18 protein-coding genes and 5 tRNA genes are annotated in these 18,152 nt (G+C 64.0%); 6 read left to right on the top strand and 17 right to left on the bottom strand.

Features of this window, described 5'->3' with window-relative positions:
* Positions 1–48: 48 nt before the first annotated feature.
* The 3 genes from scpB to GV035_RS18295 all read right to left on the bottom strand — a co-directional run bounded on the left by scpB (position 49) and on the right by GV035_RS18295 (position 3,589).
* Positions 49–1,035: an SMC-Scp complex subunit ScpB gene (scpB, locus tag GV035_RS29940; protein WP_159836409.1), complete on the bottom strand. Its 987-nt coding sequence runs from the start codon at positions 1,033–1,035 to the stop codon at positions 49–51.
* Positions 1,036–1,372: 337 nt separating this feature from the next.
* The gene (locus tag GV035_RS18290; RefSeq protein ID WP_159836410.1) at positions 1,373–2,611 is read right to left on the bottom strand and encodes a pyridoxal phosphate-dependent aminotransferase; all 1,239 of its coding nucleotides are present in this window, start codon (positions 2,609–2,611) and stop codon (positions 1,373–1,375) included.
* Positions 2,612–2,689: 78 nt separating this feature from the next.
* Positions 2,690–3,589 carry a LysR family transcriptional regulator gene (locus GV035_RS18295; RefSeq protein ID WP_159838047.1) on the bottom strand — a complete coding sequence of 300 codons (900 nt, stop codon included), beginning with the start codon at positions 3,587–3,589 and terminating at the stop codon, positions 2,690–2,692.
* A gap of 402 nt (positions 3,590–3,991) precedes the next feature.
* Between GV035_RS18295 and GV035_RS18300 the strand changes: the two genes are divergently transcribed.
* Positions 3,992–4,393, top strand: a complete 402-nt coding sequence (locus GV035_RS18300) for a transposase (RefSeq protein ID WP_159836411.1) — start codon at positions 3,992–3,994, stop codon at positions 4,391–4,393.
* A gap of 184 nt (positions 4,394–4,577) precedes the next feature.
* A complete protein-coding gene (locus GV035_RS18305) occupies positions 4,578–4,829 on the top strand; it encodes a hypothetical protein (protein ID WP_159836412.1) in 252 nt (83 codons plus the stop codon).
* A gap of 208 nt (positions 4,830–5,037) precedes the next feature.
* Here the strand turns inward: GV035_RS18305 and GV035_RS18310 are convergent, their stop codons facing one another.
* Positions 5,038–5,349, bottom strand: a complete 312-nt coding sequence (locus tag GV035_RS18310) for a hypothetical protein (protein WP_159836413.1) — start codon at positions 5,347–5,349, stop codon at positions 5,038–5,040.
* A 448-nt stretch (positions 5,350–5,797) separates the two neighbouring features.
* On the opposite strand from GV035_RS18310, the gene GV035_RS18315 reads away from it, so the two are divergent.
* A complete protein-coding gene (locus GV035_RS18315) occupies positions 5,798–6,346 on the top strand; it encodes a YdcF family protein (protein ID WP_236572655.1) in 549 nt (182 codons plus the stop codon).
* A 273-nt stretch (positions 6,347–6,619) separates the two neighbouring features.
* A complete protein-coding gene (locus GV035_RS18320) occupies positions 6,620–6,868 on the top strand; it encodes a hypothetical protein (RefSeq protein WP_159836415.1) in 249 nt (82 codons plus the stop codon).
* Positions 6,869–6,982: 114 nt separating this feature from the next.
* Here GV035_RS18320 and GV035_RS18325 read toward each other — a convergent pair whose 3' ends face one another.
* Entirely contained in the window at positions 6,983–7,399 is a 417-nt protein-coding gene (locus GV035_RS18325; protein WP_159836416.1) for a gamma-glutamylcyclotransferase family protein, read from the bottom strand.
* Positions 7,400–7,533: 134 nt separating this feature from the next.
* Here GV035_RS18325 and GV035_RS18330 point away from each other — a divergent pair, with 134 nt between their 5' ends.
* On the top strand, positions 7,534–8,367 hold the full coding sequence (locus GV035_RS18330; protein ID WP_159836417.1) for an AraC family transcriptional regulator: 834 nt from the start codon (positions 7,534–7,536) through the stop codon (positions 8,365–8,367).
* Between the two features lie 15 nt (positions 8,368–8,382).
* Here the strand turns inward: GV035_RS18330 and GV035_RS18335 are convergent, their stop codons facing one another.
* The 7 genes from GV035_RS18335 to gltX form a co-directional block, all read right to left on the bottom strand.
* Positions 8,383–8,847 (bottom strand): GNAT family N-acetyltransferase, encoded by a 465-nt coding sequence (locus GV035_RS18335; RefSeq protein ID WP_159836418.1) that lies wholly within the window; start codon positions 8,845–8,847, stop codon positions 8,383–8,385.
* A gap of 157 nt (positions 8,848–9,004) precedes the next feature.
* Positions 9,005–9,081 (bottom strand) — tRNA-Asp (locus GV035_RS18340).
* A gap of 75 nt (positions 9,082–9,156) precedes the next feature.
* A tRNA-Glu gene (locus GV035_RS18345) sits at positions 9,157–9,232 on the bottom strand.
* Between the two features lie 72 nt (positions 9,233–9,304).
* Positions 9,305–9,381 (bottom strand) — tRNA-Asp (locus GV035_RS18350).
* Between the two features lie 74 nt (positions 9,382–9,455).
* A tRNA-Glu gene (locus GV035_RS18355) sits at positions 9,456–9,531 on the bottom strand.
* Positions 9,532–9,685: 154 nt separating this feature from the next.
* Positions 9,686–9,761, bottom strand: a tRNA-Ala gene (locus tag GV035_RS18360).
* A 141-nt stretch (positions 9,762–9,902) separates the two neighbouring features.
* Positions 9,903–11,309: a glutamate--tRNA ligase gene (gltX, locus tag GV035_RS18365; RefSeq protein WP_159836419.1), complete on the bottom strand. Its 1,407-nt coding sequence runs from the start codon at positions 11,307–11,309 to the stop codon at positions 9,903–9,905.
* Between the two features lie 301 nt (positions 11,310–11,610).
* On the opposite strand from gltX, the gene GV035_RS18370 reads away from it, so the two are divergent.
* Positions 11,611–12,576 (top strand): patatin-like phospholipase family protein, encoded by a 966-nt coding sequence (locus GV035_RS18370; protein ID WP_442859596.1) that lies wholly within the window; start codon positions 11,611–11,613, stop codon positions 12,574–12,576.
* 45 nt (positions 12,577–12,621) lie between these two features.
* On the opposite strand, the gene GV035_RS18375 is transcribed toward GV035_RS18370, so the two are convergent.
* The 5 genes from GV035_RS18375 to fdx form a co-directional block, all read right to left on the bottom strand.
* Positions 12,622–13,875, bottom strand: a complete 1,254-nt coding sequence (locus GV035_RS18375) for a c-type cytochrome (protein WP_159836421.1) — start codon at positions 13,873–13,875, stop codon at positions 12,622–12,624.
* A complete protein-coding gene (locus tag GV035_RS18380; protein ID WP_159836422.1) occupies positions 13,872–14,444 on the bottom strand; it encodes a (2Fe-2S)-binding protein in 573 nt (190 codons plus the stop codon). Before GV035_RS18380 ends, GV035_RS18375 begins: the two co-directional genes overlap by 4 nt.
* Positions 14,441–17,263, bottom strand: coding sequence for a xanthine dehydrogenase family protein molybdopterin-binding subunit (locus GV035_RS18385; RefSeq protein WP_159836423.1), 2,823 nt, complete (start codon positions 17,261–17,263; stop codon positions 14,441–14,443). Before GV035_RS18385 ends, GV035_RS18380 begins: the two co-directional genes overlap by 4 nt.
* A gap of 316 nt (positions 17,264–17,579) precedes the next feature.
* Positions 17,580–17,777: a Fe-S cluster assembly protein IscX gene (gene iscX, locus GV035_RS18390; protein ID WP_159836424.1), complete on the bottom strand. Its 198-nt coding sequence runs from the start codon at positions 17,775–17,777 to the stop codon at positions 17,580–17,582.
* Between the two features lie 14 nt (positions 17,778–17,791).
* The gene (fdx, locus tag GV035_RS18395) at positions 17,792–18,133 is read right to left on the bottom strand and encodes an ISC system 2Fe-2S type ferredoxin (RefSeq protein ID WP_159836425.1); all 342 of its coding nucleotides are present in this window, start codon (positions 18,131–18,133) and stop codon (positions 17,792–17,794) included.
* Positions 18,134–18,152: the final 19 nt, after the last annotated feature.

An 18,152-nucleotide genomic window follows, 5' to 3' on the forward strand; every position in this document is an offset into this window, starting at 1 on the left:
CGTGATGTTTTATCGAGAGCCGGTTGAATCAGGGGCCATGCAATTGCGTCAGGCGCGGCGCGCCTTCGGTTCTTCGTCCGAGTCGCCGTCGTTCAGTTCAGCGTCGCTCAGATCGGCGTCGTTCGATGAGCGGGCGTCCGTCCCACCGTGTTCTTGATGCGGGCCGTCGGCCGCTGGTCGCGGCGCGCTGACCTCGTCTGCGTCGGCCAGCGTAGGCGTTTCTTCTGAATCAGATGCATCGACTGCCGACCTCAGGCGGACTTGGGTCAGCACGCCGCCGTCGATTTGTTCGTTCGCACGAAGCGTTCCGGCTTCGGATGCTTCGCTTGGCCGAGCATCCGTCGTGTACGGCGTCGCGGCGTCGGCCGCCTGCTCCGCCCCGGCATTGCAGGCGCCCGCTTCGTCGGAAGCCGGTAGGGCCGTTGTCTCGTTCGCGCCGTCGCTAGCAGACGACGGCTGGGCCGCCGCGCCTTCCGGGAAATCGATCGAATGCTGCGCGAGCAGCGCCGCTTCGAACTGCGACGACGGGTTGTCCAGCGCGGGCAATTCGTCGAGCGCGGTCAGGCCCAGATCGTCGAGGAACTGCTTGGTCGTGGCATACAGCGCGGGCCGGCCGGGCACATCGCGATGTCCGATCACCTCGATCCATCCGCGATCTTCCAGCTGTTTAACCACCTGCGTGTTTACCGTGACGCCGCGAATCTCTTCGATATCACCGCGCGTTACCGGCTGACGATAAGCAATAATGGCCAGCGTCTCGAGCACAGCCCGCGAGTATTTCGGCGGCTTTTCGGGATTCAGCCGGTCAAGGTAAGTCCGCATGGCGGGCTTGCTCTGGAACCGCCACCCCGACGCAAGCGCCACCAGCTCGACGCCGCGCCCCGACCAATCAGCCTGGAGTCCTTCGAGCAGCGTGCGAACCGTATCGGCCGAAATGTCCTCGGCGAAAAGTTTGCGCAATTCACTCACCCGCAGCGGTTCCTGCGCGCAGATCAAAGCAGTCTCGAGGACGATTTTCGCCTCTTGGGTATTCATGCAGCTTGGGTCAGCCCTGTGTGGTCAATGATCCGGTTCAAAAACGAGCCTGAGCGAGTTCGAACGTCACCAAAGCGGTGCGTACGATAAAGCTGGACGCGGAGATTCAAGACGCGCTCGCCCGATTGTAATCGGTCATATTGATTGGGAGCACGCACCGGGGAGAGGCGACAAAGGGCGATCGGGGAGCGAACGCCGGGCCATCTCAGCCGGACGAGGTGGCGCTTTCCTAGGCGAAAGCGCGTGACTGAGCGCCATATTACGCAAAAAGAACCGGGGCGTAAAGGTGATCGGTCACGCCCCGCTTTGCTCACTTGCCGCCTCACTTCTCGATGCCCTACGCGCCGCGCGTCGACAAGAAGCGGCGCAGGCGTTCGACGCCCATGTCGAGGCGCGCCGGATCGCAGGCGTAGCACCAGCGCACGAAGCCTTCGCCTTCCGCGCCGAACGCGCTGCCCGGCGCAAGCCCGACGCCGGCTTCCCGCACCAGCGCCTTGCACAGTTCCAGGCTGCGCGCGGCGCCCGGCAGCGAGAAGAACAGGTACATCGCGCCGTCGGGCGCGCGCACGTCGACGCTGTCGATGCCCTGAAGCGCGTTCACCAGATGATCGCGGCTCGCACGCAGATCCGCGACCAGCGATCGCGTGAACGACTCGCCCCCTTGCACCGCGACGATGCCCGCCTGCTGCACGAACGACGGCGCGCACGACGTGTTGTACTCGACGAGCTTGCCCAGATCGTCCATCAGCCGCGCCGGCGCGACCAGCCAGCCGAGCCGCCAGCCGGTCATGAGCCACGCTTTCGAGAACGAATTCACCGCGATCACGCGTTCGTCCCGGTCGGCGAGGTCCAGAAAGGACGGCGCGACGCTCCCGCCCGGCCCGTAGTAAAGGCGCTCGTAGACCTCGTCCGCGACGATCCAGATGCCGTGACGCCGGCAGTGCTCGAGCACGACGCGCTGCTCGTCGCGCGTCATCGTCCAGCCGGTCGGGTTGTTCGGCGAATTGATCATCAGCATGCGCGTGGATGGCGTGAGCGCGGCGAGCAGCCGGTCCAGATCGAGCGTCCATCCATGCGGGCCGTAAGTCAGCGCGACGGTTTGGACCGTTGCGCCGAGAATCTTTGGAATCTCGACGAGGTTCGGCCAAAGCGGCGTCACGGCGACCACGCGATCGCCCACTCCGACGACGAGCTGTGCGGCCAGCATCAGCGCGTTCACGCCGGCACTCGTCACCGCGATGTTGTCGGCGCGCGTCGCGCCGTGCAGCGCGCTGACGTAGCGCCCGAGCGCCTCGCGCAACGGCGCGATGCCGAGATTGTGCGTGTAGAACGTCGCGCCGTCGGCGAGCGCGCGGCTCGCCGCGTCGCGGATGAATTCGGGCGTTACCCGGTCGGATTCGCCGAACCAGAACGGCAGCATGTCCGGCACGCCGAAGCCCGCGTTCGCGACTTCCCGAATCTGCGAGGGACGCAACGCCCGGACGGCGTCGCGCGCGTTCGGCGCACCGTCCGCATGCGCCTTTGCCGCCGTCAAGCCGCTCAATTCAGCGATTACCGCGCCTTCCGATTCACTCATCGCCCGCTCCGTCGAAAAGAATGAAGTCTAACGCGAGCTCGGCGCATTCGAGATGACGCGTCGAAACGCGCGCGCCCGCTAGAGGTCTTCCGCGCGTCGCGGCAGCCCCGCGATCAGCGACCACACCGACTGCGCCGCCGGAGACAGCGAGCGATCCCGCCGCCGCACGAGTTCCACCGTGCGTTCGGCGCGCGGCGTGAGCGGCAGCGCGACGAGCGAGGAATCCGCCGGCAACGGCAGCGCGAGCCGCGGCAAGACGCTGACGCCGACGCCCGCCTCGACGAGCCCGAACACGGTCGCCGAATGCCCGAGTTCCTGAACCACCTGCGCGTCGACGCCGTGCTGCTGCATGACGGCATCGATGATCGGGCGACTGCCCGATGCGTAGTCCAGCATGACAAGCCGCTCGCCCGCGAGCGCCTCCCACGGCGCGGCGCACTCGTGCGCGAGCGGGTGATCCCGCCGCGCGACGAGGCAGAAGGAATCGGTCATCACGGGTTCGCCGTGCAGATCGTCGACCGAAAACGGGCCGATGACCACGCCGAAATCAACTTCGCCCGACTTCACCTTGCGCAGCACGTCCGACTGAACGTCGTCGCGCAGGCTGAGCGTGACGAGCGGAAACTGGCGCGAGCACGATGCGATGACGCGCGGCATCAGCCGGCACGCGACCGTCGGACTGGCCGCGACAATCACCCGCCCGCGACGCTGCTGCCCCAGATCGCGCGCTTCGCGCAGAGCTTCGTCGAGGTCGGCGAGCAGGCGCGACACGGTGCCCACAAGGTCCATGCCGACATCCGTCAGCTGAACTTCGCGCGTCGTCCGGTCGATCAGCTTGAGCCCGATTTCGCTCTCCAGCTCACGCACGGAGCGGCTGACCGCCGATTGCGTCAACCCGATTTCCGCGCCAGCGCGGCTGAAGCTGCGCAGCCTCGATACCTCGATGAAGACGCGCAGTTGGCGCAGGGTCACGTTCAAAGAAGCGTTCATTCAGGCGATTCATGAATAGAAGAGTTTCATGCGCGATTATAGGCGACCAAAGGAGTTTCGCTGCGGTGCAGCATTCGAACGCAAACGCACGGGCGATGGGCCTGCTGCACAGGATTGGTGATTGTCCCGATTTCTTAATCAATCGGTTTCGGGTCTGATACGGGCCATGCTGGCATCGCGTCAGCCTACTGCCATGCGGGTTTCCCGGATTTAGCAACATGCATGGCACGGTTCTCGCATTTCTTTGCGCACAGAGGTCGAAGTCACAGCGGACGTATCGGAACCCGGTTTGCCGCAGCCGCTTCGGCCTTTCCTGGATTCGTTCATCGAATTCGACCAGAGTGCGCGGCGCGGGGCAGCGCACCGGGGTTAGCTTCGCTGAGGTGACATATGGTGCTGTTCGACGATTTGAGAGATAACGAGTGGGCGCTGGTTGAGGCGTTGTTTTGTTCGGAGCCCGCGCGCAGCGAGCGGCGCGGCCGGCCGCGCGTCGAAGCGCGGTCGGTGGTCAACGCCGTGCTGTGGGTGTTGTCGACGGGCGAAGGGTGGTCCAAGCTGCCGGGCCGTTATCCATCGCCGCCCACCTGCCGCCGTCGTTTCGACGAATGGCAAGCCGACGGCACGCTCGCGGAAATCGTAAAGCGTCTCGCGAGCAATGGCCGCGAAGTGTCGTTGCGCGGGCGTATTGGGTCGAGCGCGGTGAAGCCGCCCGCTCCGCCGAGCCGCGATCGTCTGCGCGGCGCTTTCTGGACCAATCCCGAATCGTGGCGCGCGCCGGCCAAGATGGCCTGAGCGCCCGTTGCATGCCGAAGCCGGCTCGTCCGGCTTCGGCCTCATCCTCCCGGCGCAGCCTCGCCGACCTCGCGCCATTCGTTGCGCGATACAACTCTTTACGATTACTTACAGCGCCTTTGTGGATCGAGGCTTAGCGTGACGAGTGACCCAATAGGTCCGATCAGGGCTTCAGGACACTCTCATGAAGGTATCGACACGGCTCATGCACGGCGTTCTGGCGGGGTTCGCCGGCGTGGCGTTCGTTGCGCACGCGCAGCCGCCTGCATCCGATCTGCGTCTCACCGCGAAGACGGCCTCGCCTGCGCCGCCCGACGCCGCGCGTGCTCGCGCTGCCACGCCGCCTGCGCCGCGCGGCGATCTGCGCGGCGACATCGCCAGTAACGTGCGCGCCCGGCCGGATAACGACCGCGACGAACGCGCGCCGCATCACTGACATCTCTGCACAACAAGTCTCGATCGCCGCGGAACCCGGCGCGGCGGCGTCAGTCACACCCTATGCCATGAGCACAGCATGGCAACAGTGGAATCCGGTCTGCCCGTGTCCTCGGATACGGGCTTTTTTTCGACCGCATGGAATCGCTCGTTGCCTGCCACGACGGCGCCCGACGATCCGCGCGATACCGACGCCTCGTCCGATCCCTTCAGATCCTCGCTTCGAGCACCGCTTCGTGGCCGCCGAAAATGTACGGTTCCGTGCGGCGTAAATCCCAGTCGATGGAGCGTTCGTCGCGCGAAAGGCGCGTGAATTCCTGTTTTCCGCGCTCCGTCACGACGGCGATATCGACGGGTGCGTGAAAGCCCGGCGCCGGCGCGACGGTGCGTTGCCGCGCGAGTTCAAGCAGCCCGAGGGCGCGAAGATGGTCGAAACCCTTGGGGCGTTTCGCCCACGGAACTTGACGATACTGCGCCCGGCGAAGTGCTTCGAGTACCGCTTCGTTGGAATACGTGGTCATCTCGTTTTTTCTTCCTGTGCAGCCATGACGACGCTCGTGACGGTCGCAAGACGGTCCGCGACGTCGACTAAACACGGCGCGCCGAATTTCGCGCGAGCGAACGATTTAAGCGTTCGCCGCCTGAATGTTTGGTCGCCGCTTGCGCTAGGTGCTGCTTTCTATTAAAAGCCCCCGTTGAGAGCGCGTTGATCACGCGCTTTACTGCGACATCCGCCGATGCGCTCTGACCACGCGATGACGGAGCAAATTGCCCTGAAACCAATACGTTACTCCAATTAAATTGGTTCTATTTACTTTATTGCTGCTTTTTTTTGCATTGTTCGCATTTTGCAAGCGCCTCCGCGCGGCGATTGTTATCGTTACCGTCCTGCTCGCCTGGGGCTTTGGAACCGGTTGGCTCGCAAGGCCGATGCTCGACATCGCGCAACGCGGTTATGAGAAGACGATAATGCCCTCATTCGCGCCGAAAACCACCATCGTGCTGATGGGCGGCGGCACGGATCGGCGTCACGGCGAACTCGTCCCGAAACGCGATTCGATGCCGCGCATCGCCGCCGCGGCGCGGCTGTATCGGCAATGCCGTGAGAGCGGCGCGTCGTGCCGCCTCATTCTGAGCGGCGGCGATCCTCAACATCACGGACAGGCGGAAGCCGACAACTACGCGCCCTACGTGCTGGCTCAAGGCGTCGCGCCGGCTGACCTGATCCGCGAAAACAAGAGCCTCAACACATACGAGAACGCGCAAAACGTCATGCGCATCTTAGGCAATGCACATGACAACGCGTTGATCGTGGTCACATCCGCGTATCACATGCGACGTTCGGTCCGTGCCTTCGAAGCATTCGGCTACGAACCGCAGCCTTATGTCTCGGACGTGCGCGAGAATCGGCTGACCGTGTTGCCGCGCTTTAGAAGCCTGGAGAACAGCGAGCTCGCGTTGCACGAAGTCGTCGGTCTCGCGCGCTTTCACGTGTGGCGCTGGCTGCATCTGTACTGATGCGCGAAGCGGGCGTATATCAAAATAATCAGGACTGGAAAGTACCTGTGCGCGCCGGTATGATTCCGCTCCGGCTGACACGGCCGGGCCGGCATCGTCTTCCGACATACCGCTGACCTGATCTCAGCCTATGATGAGCCCTGTCGGGCTTGCGCGCTTCGCGTTTCAAACGCGCGCAGGTTCGGGCGGGAGCGATTCTTGCTCTGATGTAACCGTCTTTCCCACCGGATCGGACAGGCGATTCCCGGGTTCAACTGCTACTAGGAGGTAACAATGAAGAAAGTGTCCCTGGCTGTTTTGTTGTCCCTGAGCGCGGTCGCATCGGCCTACGCGCAGAGCGAACAAGGCGTGACGATGAGCACCGATCCCGCACGGATCGCTGACATCGAATCGCGCGCGCAGAATCTGCAATCGCAGCAATCCAACATGCAAAACATGCAGATGGATCAATCGACGACGACGCAGAAGTCGGGCCATCACAAGAAGTCGCACGGCAAGTCGATGAAGCACTCGGCCGAGTAAGCGGTTCAAGTCGCTGACCTGCCTTCGGCGGTTCTGCTGCGCCGTCATCGCGAGATATGAGCGCGCGATGACGGCGTGATCGCTTCGAGAGCGTTTCATCGTCCATCACGAGGCTTAACCGCGCCCTGCGCGATGCGCCACCCAATCGCCGCCTTCGATACGCGGCAATTCCTGCACCGCGCCTGCGGCCACCGGGTAAATGAGGCAATCGACATGCGTCGCTTCGCCGTCCAGTTGAACTTCCACATGCAGCCGGTGCGCACGGAATAGTCCCTCGACGCCCGGATACACTTCCTCGATCTCGTCCAGTACGGCAACGAGCGAGTCTTCGATCCGGTAGACGTCGCCCTTCACCGGCTCGCCCGCCTCGTCCAGCACGAGGCCAGGGTAAGAGCCGAAATCGAAAAGCCGCCCGCGCACATGCGCCGTGCCGATCCATTGCGGTGTCGCCATGGCGCTGCGCTCCGCGGCGCGATTGATGTCGTTGACCTCGCCCGCGCGCAGCGTGCCGTACACGAAGACGTATTGCATCGAAGAAGCCGCTCCTCTCGCTGATGGTTCGTTATGCGCGCATTATCGCTGCTCAAAAACAGCGGTAGCGGATTGGCGTGTGGCTTCGGTTAACATCGCGGATCATGGCTACGCATCACGTGCAACGAGCCACCATGCCAACGTTCGCCGATCCCCGACCGCATCACGAGCAAGTCGAACATCTGGACATTCCCCTCGAGCACTCGCCGACGCTCGATCATCCGATCCGTGTGCGCTCGCGGCCGGTGCCTTCCGGCGTGCGCATCGCGTTGCATACGCATCCGTGGGCGCAGATGGCTTACACGTCGCGCGGCGTATTGCGCGTGGCGACCGCCGATTCGACGTGGATGGTGCCGCCCTCTCGCGCCATCTGGGTGCCGCCGAACGTCACGCACGAAGTGTTGATCGTCGAGGATGCCTATCTGCGCACGCTCTACGTCGACGCGAGCGTGGTGCCGGGCGGGCTCGGGGCGTGCCGCGTGGTGGAGGTGTCGCCCCTGTTGCGCGAGGTCATCGCGGCGCTGGACGAAGCGTCCATCACGCGTGAGCGCGAGCGCCTGCTCGGCACCCTTGCGCTCGATGAAATCATGCGGTCTCAGCCGCTGCCGCTCTCCGTTCCGATGCCGAACGAAAAGCGGCTGCGCGCGCTGTGCGACGCGGTGCTCGCGGACCCGTCGCACTCGGACCTCGAACGCTGGTCGTCCGAAGCCGGCGCAAGCACGCGCACCATCGCGCGCCTTTTCAGACGCGAGCTCGGCGTGAGCTTTTCGCAATGGCGCCAGCAAGCGGTGCTGGCGCGCGCCATTCCGCTGCTGAGCCAGGGCCGGCCGCTCGCACAGGTCGCGCGGGAATTGGGATATCAGAGTCAAAGCGCGTTTTCGGCGATGTTTCGCCGCGCCTTCGGCGAGAGCCCGCGTGCGTTTTTCGCGCGCGACGCCAGCGACGAGCGCGACGCCGACGAACGCTAAGCACGGCGGACCGAATCAGACGCGCCGGACCATGTGGCGGATCGCGCCGAGCTGGGCGAGCCGGGGCCCGGCGGGACGATACCCGAGACGCACATAGAGACGCGCGGCGGGGTTATCGACGAAAACCCGCAACTGGCACTCCGCGAGCCCCCGCGCCCGCGCCCAGCGATGCGCGGTGTTCAGCAGAAAGGTGCCGGCGCCGCGCCCCCGATAACCCGGCGCGATCTGCACGTCGCGAATATGCAGCGAGTTGTCTTCTTCTGTCACGCGCATGACGCCGATCGGCATGCCGTCGGCCTGCAGGATGAAATTCTCGGACTCCCGCCAGCTCGACAGGAACAGATCGCCGCGCCAGACGAGATTGTGGCGACGGTAATAGCCCACCATGTTGTCGTGCGTGAGGGCTTCGGCGAAGGCGAAGTCGGCCATCGTCGCCTGGCGGAGTTGGTAGAGCGAGAGGTCTTCGGTCGGGTCGAGCATCGCACGCATGCAGGCACGGGACAGTGCCTCAACACTAAGACAGCGCGAGCCCGCTGGCAATGGAAAATGCGATGCGGGCGAACGGACCGGATCAGCCGAACACAGGAAACAGGCAAAAAAAAATCCAGCCCGAAGACTGGATTTTTTCACAACGAACTGGCGGAGCGGACGGGACTCGAACCCGCGACCCCCGGCGTGACAGGCCGGTATTCTAACCAACTGAACTACCGCTCCAGTTCTTTCATCAATTCCCGAGGGCAAACCCTCGCGAAAATGCGCAGTGCTTTCTAATAGCAGCCGCCGATGTTCTGGCGTCCCCTAGGGGATTCGAACCCCTGTACTCACCGTGAAAGGGTGATGTCCTAGGCCTCTAGACGAAGGGGACAACGTACTTCCTGCAATCCTGCGGCGAAAAAAAACCGGCTGATCAGCCGGAGTGTTCCTGCTCGCAAGACGTTGGCGGAGCGGACGGGGCTCGAACCCGCGACCCCCGGCGTGACAGGCCGGTATTCTAACCAACTGAACTACCGCTCCAGCTTTTCCTTGCTTCACGAGGCTCTAGTCACCTCATGAAACCAGCAGCGCGTTTCTAGCAGCCGCCGATATTCTGGCGTCCCCTAGGGGATTCGAACCCCTGTACTCACCGTGAAAGGGTGATGTCCTAGGCCTCTAGACGAAGGGGACAGAAACTTGTGATTCTGTCATTACTGCTTGACTTGCTGATTAAGTGCTTCAAATCAGCGAGACCGAAATTCTAAACAACTTCGTGTAGCTTGTGAAGTATTTTTTGCGACTTCCGAAATCCGGAGAACCACCTCGCAATCACTTCACCTGTTCTTGGTGGAGGTAAGCGGGATCGAACCGCTGACCTCTTGCATGCCATGCAAGCGCTCTCCCAGCTGAGCTATACCCCCTTGCAGAACAGAAACGAGATTCTATAGGCCGTTTTCGAAGTTGTAAATACCTTCTGCTGATAGAACCGAAATTTTTTCACTCTCTTTTTCGAAAAACGCGCGCAAAGCACGTTCAGCCCGTCCTCCGCGCGCGGCTCCCCCTCAAGCGCCTGCTTTCTCCAGCCGACGCAGCACCGTTTCACGACCGAAGAGCATCAGCACGATGTCGATGGACGGCGTATGCGTCGTGCCCGCAACCAGCAGACGCACCGGCATCGCGAGCTGCGGCATTTTGAGCTTGTGCGCGGCGAGCGCTGCCTTCAATGCCGCCGAAATGCCTTCCTTGTTCCACTGTGCTTGTTCGAGCCCTGCGCGCAGATCCGCGATGGCTGGCCTCACCGCGTCGGTCACATGCTGCGCGTAGGCGTCGGCGTCGATGGCCGGCTCGCGATAGAACATCGCGGCGTTGTCGGCGATGTCCTTCACCGTCGATGCGCGGTCCTTCAGCAGCCCGACGACCTGGTCGAGCGGTGCGCCGTTGTCGATCGCCGCCGCGTCGATACTCGCTTGCAGCAGGAACGGCCGCGTCAGCTCGGCGAGCCGCGCGTTGTCGGCTTCCTTGATGTAATGCGCGTTCAGCCAGTTCAGCTTGTCGTGGTCGTATTGCGCGGGCGACTTGCCGAGATGCTCCAGATCGAACCATTCGATGAACTGCTCGCGCGAAAAAATCTCGGCATCGCCGTGCGACCAGCCGAGCCGGGCCAGATAGTTGACGACCGCTTCCGGCAGGTAGCCCGCGTCGCGATAACCCATTACCGCCATCGCGCCGTGGCGCTTGCTCATCTTCTCGCCCTGCTCGTTCAGCACGGTCGGCAGATGCGCGTAGACCGGCGTTTCGCCGCCGAGCGCGCGAAGAATGTTGATTTGCCGCGGCGTGTTGTTCACGTGATCGTCGCCGCGAATCACATGCGTGATCTTCATGTCGAGATCGTCGACGACCACGCAGAAGTTGTACGTCGGCGTGCCGTCGGGGCGCGCGATCACGAGATCGTCGAGCTCTTCGTTCGAAATCTCGATTCTGCCCTTCACCGCGTCGTCCCACGCGACGACACCCGTGAGCGGATTGCGGAAGCGCACGACCGGCTTCACGCCTTCGGGAACCGGCGGCAGCGTCTTGCCCGGTTCCGGACGCCACGTGCCGTCGTAGCGCGGCTTTTCACCGGCGGCGCGCTGGCGCTCGCGCAGCGCATCGAGTTCTTCCGTCGACATGTAGCAGTGATACGCGAGGCCCTTCTCCATCATCTGGCCGACGACTTCGCGGTAACGGTCCATGCGCTGCATCTGATAGAACGGACCTTCGTCGAAATCGAGGCCAAGCCACGCCATGCCTTCCAGAATCGCGTCGACCGATGCCTCCGTCGACCGCTCGACGTCCGTGTCCTCGATGCGCAGCACGAAGGTCCCTTTCATCTTGCGCGCGAACGCCCACGGATAGAGCGCGGAGCGGATATTGCCGAGATGGATGAAGCCGGTCGGGCTTGGGGCAAAGCGTGTACGGACTTGGGTCATTGCTGTGTTCTCGATGTACTCGATGATTGCGCTCGCCCGGCGCGAAGGAGCGGCCAGGCGAAGGAGCGAAGAGGCGAACGGGCGGCGCGAGGAGCGCCGTTGGCTCTTGCACGAAAGCGGTTGCCGGCGGTACTGCGCTCGTCGCGCGGACTGGCGCGCACGCGGCAAAGGCCGGCTGAATGAGGCGAAATTATACCCGCCGCCCGCCTGACGCCTGACCGGCCGCCATTTGTTTTATGATGTGCGCGCCGTTTTTCGACGCACCCTGGAACGCGCACGCAATCGTGCATTTGCCGCATCGCTGGAGTCTCACTTGAATTCATCGTCACCCTGCTCACGCCGCGAACCTCGCATTTCGCGCCGCGCATTTTCGCTCGCGGCGGCGTCGTCCGTTCTGGCCGCCTGCACCAGCACGACCGGCGGCATCGCCGGTCGCGGCGCACCCGTCGTGAACACGCCCAACACGGATTCACAACGCCCCGCGCGAATCGGCCTCGCGCTCGGCGGCGGCGCGGCGCGCGGCTTCGCGCACATCGGCGTGATCAAGGCACTCGAAGCGCGCAACGTGCGCGTCGATCTCGTCGCGGGCACGAGCGCGGGCTCGGTTATCGCGGCGCTGTACGCGTCGGGCATGACCGGTATCGCGATGAACAAGCTCGCGCTGACGATGGACGAAGCCTCCATCAGCGACTGGGCGATGCCCTTTCGCACGCGCGGCATCCTGCAAGGCGTGGCGCTTCAAAACTTCCTGAACAAGACGCTCGACAACCGGCCGATCGAAAAGATGGCGAAGCCGCTCGGCATCGTCGCGACCGATCTGAAGACCGGTCAGCCGATTCTCTTTCAGCGCGGCAATACGGGCGTGGCGGTGCGGGCGTCGTGCAGCGTGCCATCGATCTTCGAGCCGGTGAAAATCGGCGATCACGAATATGTCGATGGCGGCCTCGTGAGCCCGGTGCCCGCCGCGTTCGCGCACAAGATGGGCGCGGATTTCGTGATCGCGGTGGATATCTCGGCGCGGCCCGAAACGGCGCTCACGCAAAGTTCGTTCGACGTCCTGATGCAGACCTTCACGATCATGGGCCAGTCGATCAAGGCGTACGAGCTCGACAAATACGCGAACGCCGTCATCCGCCCGAACCTCAACGCGATGAGCAGCAGCGACTTCAGCCAGCGCAACGCGGCGATTCTCGCGGGCGAGGAAGCGGTAGCGAAAATGTGGCCGACGTTGCAGCGGCAACTGGCCGAGCGCGGCATGCGCGTTTGACGGCTTAAGAAAGACGAAGGCCACGCGATGCGTGGCCTTCGATCCTCAGCGCAGCGACTTGACGTTATCGGCGGTGATATCGCCCGGCTGGCCGCCCCACGTCACGCGCAGATAGTTCGTCAATTGCGCAATCTGCTCGTCGCTGTAGGTCGCGGCGAAGGCCGGCATCGGCTGCATGCTTTCGACGCCCTTGAACGGCTGCGCTTCAATGCCGTCGAGCATCGACACGATCAGATTGCGCGCATCGCCCTGACGCAGCGTCGAATTGTCCTTCATCGCGACCGCGACGTGCGGCTTGCCCTCGCCCTCGCGTCCGTGACAGCCCGCGCATGAATCGAGATACAGATTGCGGCCGGCCGCGAGTTGCTGCGCATCGCCGGATTGCACCGTGACCGGCACCGGTGCGGGCGGTGCGTCGCCAAGCAGATAGGTCGCGAGCGCGCGCACGTCATCGCGGTTCAGATGCTGCGTGCTGAGATACACGACCGGATGCATCTCGCCGAAGGCCGAACCCTGCCGGGCGACGCCCGTCGAGAAGTACGCCTGCAAGTCCGCGCCGGTCCAGCCGCGCGCCGCCAGCGCAGCCGGCGTGATGTCCGGCGCACCGATGCGCCCGAGCGCCCCGCCTTGCAGCGTCTTCGCGCTCTGAAGCTGACCGAACGCGCCGCGCGGCGTGTGGCATTCCGCGCAGTGCCCGAGCGCGTTGGCGAGATAACGGCCGCGCGTCCAGTCGGCCGATTGGCCCGTGGACGCGTCGGGCAGCGCGTCGTTCAGGAACAGCATGTCCCAGAACCGCACCGCGAAGCGCACGTTGTACGGGAAGCGCAGACTCGCTTCCACATTCGGCACGGCTGCGGGCTTTTGCGCCATCAGGTAGGCATAGATGGCGTCGCTGTCTTCGCGCGACATCTGCCGGTACGACGTGTACGGCATCGCGGGATATAGCTTGCCGTTGGGCGCCTGACCGTCGTGGAGCGCACGGTAGAACTCGTCGGCGTTCCACTTGCCGATGCCGTACTTCGGATCGGGCGTGATGTTGCTGCCATAGAACGTTCCGAACTGGGAATCCAGCTTCACGCCGCCCGCGAACGGCGCGCCGCCCGTGGCCGTGTGGCACGCAGCGCAGTCTGCGGCCTGGGCGAGATAGCGTCCGCGCGCGACGGCTTCCGGCGAAGCCGCGGCCTGCTGCGCCGTATCGCGATTGCTGTGGCATGCGGACAGCGCGAGCGCGGCAAGCGCGAATGGAACCGCGCGCATGAACGAGCGGCGCACAGTGCGCGTCATGATCGATTTCATCATGCGGCGTCCTTCACAAGTCCGGGCGTGGCAAGCACGAGGTCCTTCACGGCTTCGTAGTAGCGCACGTAGCCGGTGCAGCGGCAGATATGGTCGTTGAGCGCGGCCATGATCGTCGCTTCGACCTGGTCCTTCGTGATCGGCTCGCGCTTGAGCCGCTCCAGCAACACCGTTGTCGCGTTCACGAAGCCCGGCGTGCAATAGCCGCACTGGAAGCTGAAATGGTCGAGGAATTGCTGCTGCACGGGCGAGAGTTCGACCACGTCGCCGTGTTCGTTGCGCTTCGCGTGCCCTTCGATGGTCCGCACCGTCTTGCCGTCGAAGAAATGCGCGCCGTTGATGCACGTGCGGACTTCCTCGCTCGTGCCGTCCGCGCGATCGACGATCACGACGCACGCATGGCACACGCCCTGACCGCAGCCGAGCCGCGAGCCCGTGAGACCGGCGTATTCGTGGAGAAAGTCGATCATCGGCAAGCCGGACGGCACCGGCATCGGGCCGAGCTTGTTGCCGTTGATCGTCATTGAAAGCGAGCGCATCTCGACGCCCGCGGCGGATGGGATGGCCGTCATGCGAGCACCTCCTGAATGTTTTGCGGCGTCACCGGCAGATCGGTGAAGCGATGGCCGATCGCGTGCGCGATCGCGTTGACGATGGCGCCGACCACCGGAATCATCACCACTTCGGCGATGCCCTTCGGCGGATCCGTTTCACTGAGCGGCGGCAGCACGTCGCCCGTCTGCTTCCACACTGCGACGTCGCTCGCGAGCGGCAGCCGATAGCGGTTGAAGTTCCACGTGCCGTTGCCGGGACCGTCCTCGTAGAGCGGCAGATATTCGTGCAGCGCGTGCCCGATGCCCATCGCAAGACCGCCCTGCAACTGCCCCGAGACGAGCTGCGGCGCGATTGTGTTGCCGCACTCCATGATCGAGTGATGCGACAGCAGTTCGACCTTTCCGCTCGCCTCGTTCACGGCGAGTTCGACGAGCGTGCCGACCGCGCTGTAGTACGTGACCGTCGCGTTGTTGCGCTGAACAGGCGGAATCATCACGCGTTTGCGGTTGAGCACGACGTAGCCGTTCGGCGTCTTTCTGCCGGCGCTTTGCGTCGCATCGCTGCCGAAGCGCACCGACAAGCCGTCGAGCGGCAACTGATCGGCGGTGCCGGCGATATCGAACTGCGCCTCGCTCCACTGCCAGCGGTTGAACGTGTGCACGACCGCGCCGGTCGCAAGCCGGAGCTCGTGCGCCTTCCTGGCGAGGACGTCGAAGGCAATGGGTTCGAGGCCGTCGGCGGACAGCTTGCCGTCCGTCCAGCGCGCGTCTTCCATGCGCACGACGAACGAGGTCGCCTGACCGCCGCCGATGCCTTGCGTCCAGATCGCCATCGCGGCGGGCCAGAGGCCGTGGCGGAACAGCACGCGCGCCGCTTCGCGCGTCGCATGCGAGAAGTAATAGGCGGAATTCGTCGCGCTCGAAGGTGACATGTACGCGGGCGACCAGCGCGGATTCGCGCTCAATCGATCCTGCTCGGCCTGCGACATGAGGTAGGGATCGCCGCTCGTGACGACAGGCAGATCTGCCCAGTCGGTGACCGCCATGTGAACCTCGGCGGCGGGCTTGCCGAGCCACTTCGCGACGACGAGCGCCTGCGCCGTCGACGCTCCCGTGCCGATCTCCGCGCCCGAATGCGACAGCGCAATGCGCCCGTCCGCGCTGAATTCGACCTTGGCGAACGCGCTCTCCGCGCCGGTGCCGAAGTCTTTCTGCACGCACGCGAAGCCGACGCCGTAGCGCATGCCCGGATGCGCGGCTTCGTAGTCGGTCTTGCGTTGCGCGCGTCCGGTCCAGAGCGGATGCGCCTTCGCCTGAAGCAGCACTTCTTCCGCGCGCACCGCGCCTGCGGGAATCGCGCCCTGCGTGTTCTTCATGCCGGTGCGCATCACGTTCGCGAGACGCAGGTCGATCGGATCGGTGCCAAGCTGCGCGGCGATGTCGTCGATCATCATTTCGGTCGCCGCCATGCTTTGCAGCGTGCCGTAGCCGCGCGCCGAGCCGGCATCGACCGCACGCGAGGCGATGGCGACCGCGGTCAGGTCGCTCTGCGGGATGTAGTAGATGGACTGCGCGGCCGTCGCGCCGACCATCGCCACCGACGGCGAGAAATTGCAGCGCCCGCCGCCGTTCGCGATGAAATCGCCTTTGAACGCCTGAATCTTCCCGGTCTTCCGGTCGACCGCCATGCGGTAGCGCATGTCGAACGCGTGACGCTTCAGCGAGCTTTGAAACTGTTCGAAGCGGTCGAACGCGAGGCGCACCGGGCGCCCCTCGCCGTACATCGCGGCGACGAGGCCGTAGAACGGCACGTTGAAGTGATCCTTCGAGCCGTAGCCGACCGTGTAGCACGGATGCAGGAACAGGTTCTTCACCGTGAAGCGCGACTTCGCCGCCATTTCCAGCGCGCTCTGCGCGACTTCATACGGCCCTTGCGTCGGCACGACCATGTGCAGCGACTGCGTGGCCGCGTCGTACCAGCAGTTCGCGTTGTCGGGCTCGAGCGCGGCGGTATCGACCGATTGCGTCTTGTATTCGCGATCCACGACGAGCCATTGCTCCGGCGGATGATCCAGCGCGTTCCCGATGGCTTGCGCGTGGAACATGCCCTGCTCGTCGAGCTTGCCGTGTTCGTGGGCGTCGGCCCAGACGGGCTCGCGCTTTTTCATCATGTGCGGAAAAAGCGGCGAGTCCTTCAGGCTGGAGAAGGTGTCGTCGTCGTACGGCGTCTTGCCGCCCACGCGCACGAAACGGAACGACGCCCACGGATCGCGCTCGATGAAACCGGTCGTCGCGCCATAGCGGACGACGCCGTCGCGGAATTGCAGCTTGTCCTTCGCGAGACGGAAGCGCGCGAAATCGTGATAGATCAGCATGGCGACCGCCTGCCCCAGATACGCGGGCGTCTTGCCGGCGGGCAGCAGCATGTCGTCGCCGTAGAAAGCGGGGAACGCGAGCTTGTCGCGCGCGAGATCGTCCGCCGTCACGACGCGATCCGGCGCGAGGCCGCCGTCGAGCGAGGAAAGATCGATGCCTTCGTAGAGGCGATCCGCGAGCGTCGTGCGCAGAATCAGCGCATGCGACTGCTGCTGCGGCCAATGCGGGATGTCCTTCGCGCGGATGTCGCGCGCGAAGACTTTCGCGCCCGTCACCTTCGCGATGCCGTCGATGCGGAACTTGGGATAGCCGCTCGCCGCATGCCATTGAACCGGCGTCAGGATCTTCTCTTCGAACAGTGCGGCGAACGCGCGGCTGCCCAGAGGCGCGATGAACACGGACACGCCCGCGAGCGCCCCCGCCTTCAGAAAACCGCGACGCGACAGGCCGAGTTTCCCCATGTACTTCTCCTCGAATGAACGCCTTTGGACGCGCGCAGGCACCGACGACCGCGCGCAGTCGCGGCGCGGGAATCGTAAATTTCGTTTGCAATGCCAAGCATCGACGCGCGAGCAGCGTCGGCGTCCGGACGTTATGGATGGCGGCTGACACTGCTTGCCAGCACGCAGAGGCGCGATTTTAAGGGGCCGATGGGCGCGGAACAACGCGCGCCGCGTCAAGTTCTGTCAAGATTCGACGCGACGCCAGGCGCGCAAACGAAAACGGCGGCGCTCTTCGCGAGCGCCGCCGTTTTTTGAGATCAGTGAAGAGGCGAACTCAGTAGTCCGCGTCCTCGATCCACGCCGCCTGAATGGCTTCGAGAATCTTTTCGTTGGATTTTTGCGGGTCGTCGTCGAAACCTTCCAGTTCGGTCACCCAGCGATGCAGGTCCGTGAAACGCACATATTGGGGATCGATATCCTGATGCGCGTCGGTCAAGGCCATCGCGATCTCCTGAGTATCTGTCCACTTCATGGGCGAGCCTCCTGTCAATGATTTTCTTTGGCGTGATTGATGGAGTACCGGGGAATCTCGACGACGAGATCGTCCTCGGCGGGCATCATCGCCTGACATGATAACCGCGATGTCGGCTCGAGACCCCAGGCTTTGTCGAGCAGATCGTCTTCGTCTTCCCCGGACGGTTCGAGGGCGTTGAAGCCCTCGCGGACAATGACGTGACAGGTCGTGCACGCGCACGACTTCTCGCACGCGTGCTCGATCTCGATACCGTGTTCCAGCAGGTTGTCGCAGATGCTCTTGCCGACATCGGCGTCGATCACCGCGCCGTCCGGACAAAGTTCGACATGAGGCAGCACAACGATTTGAGGCATGGTTTTCCGTGAATGCTTG

Source organism: Burkholderia sp. 8Y (assembly GCF_902506145.1).
GTDB lineage: Bacteria > Pseudomonadota > Gammaproteobacteria > Burkholderiales > Burkholderiaceae > Caballeronia.

Bases quoted from the DNA above. Each gene is read 5' to 3' on its own strand.
- GV035_RS18310 (WP_159836413.1), bottom strand. From the start codon at position 5,349: ATGACCACGTATTCCAACGAAGCGGTACTCGAAGCACTTCGCCGGGCG.
- scpB (WP_159836409.1), bottom strand. From the start codon at position 1,035: ATGAATACCCAAGAGGCGAAAATCGTCCTCGAGACTGCTTTGATCTGC.
- GV035_RS18335 (WP_159836418.1), bottom strand. From the start codon at position 8,847: ATGCTCGACCCGACCGAAGACCTCTCGCTCTACCAACTCCGCCAGGCG.
- iscX (WP_159836424.1), bottom strand. From the start codon at position 17,777: ATGAAGTGGACAGATACTCAGGAGATCGCGATGGCCTTGACCGACGCG.
- GV035_RS18315 (WP_236572655.1), top strand. From the start codon at position 5,798: ATGCCCTCATTCGCGCCGAAAACCACCATCGTGCTGATGGGCGGCGGC.
- GV035_RS18300 (WP_159836411.1), top strand. From the start codon at position 3,992: ATGGTGCTGTTCGACGATTTGAGAGATAACGAGTGGGCGCTGGTTGAG.
- fdx (WP_159836425.1), bottom strand. From the start codon at position 18,133: ATGCCTCAAATCGTTGTGCTGCCTCATGTCGAACTTTGTCCGGACGGC.
- GV035_RS18385 (WP_159836423.1), bottom strand. From the start codon at position 17,263: ATGGGGAAACTCGGCCTGTCGCGTCGCGGTTTTCTGAAGGCGGGGGCG.
- GV035_RS18330 (WP_159836417.1), top strand. From the start codon at position 7,534: ATGCCAACGTTCGCCGATCCCCGACCGCATCACGAGCAAGTCGAACAT.
- GV035_RS18375 (WP_159836421.1), bottom strand. From the start codon at position 13,875: ATGATGAAATCGATCATGACGCGCACTGTGCGCCGCTCGTTCATGCGC.
- GV035_RS18320 (WP_159836415.1), top strand. From the start codon at position 6,620: ATGAAGAAAGTGTCCCTGGCTGTTTTGTTGTCCCTGAGCGCGGTCGCA.
- gltX (WP_159836419.1), bottom strand. From the start codon at position 11,309: ATGACCCAAGTCCGTACACGCTTTGCCCCAAGCCCGACCGGCTTCATC.
- GV035_RS18380 (WP_159836422.1), bottom strand. From the start codon at position 14,444: ATGACGGCCATCCCATCCGCCGCGGGCGTCGAGATGCGCTCGCTTTCA.
- GV035_RS18305 (WP_159836412.1), top strand. From the start codon at position 4,578: ATGAAGGTATCGACACGGCTCATGCACGGCGTTCTGGCGGGGTTCGCC.
- GV035_RS18290 (WP_159836410.1), bottom strand. From the start codon at position 2,611: ATGAGTGAATCGGAAGGCGCGGTAATCGCTGAATTGAGCGGCTTGACG.
- GV035_RS18325 (WP_159836416.1), bottom strand. From the start codon at position 7,399: ATGCAATACGTCTTCGTGTACGGCACGCTGCGCGCGGGCGAGGTCAAC.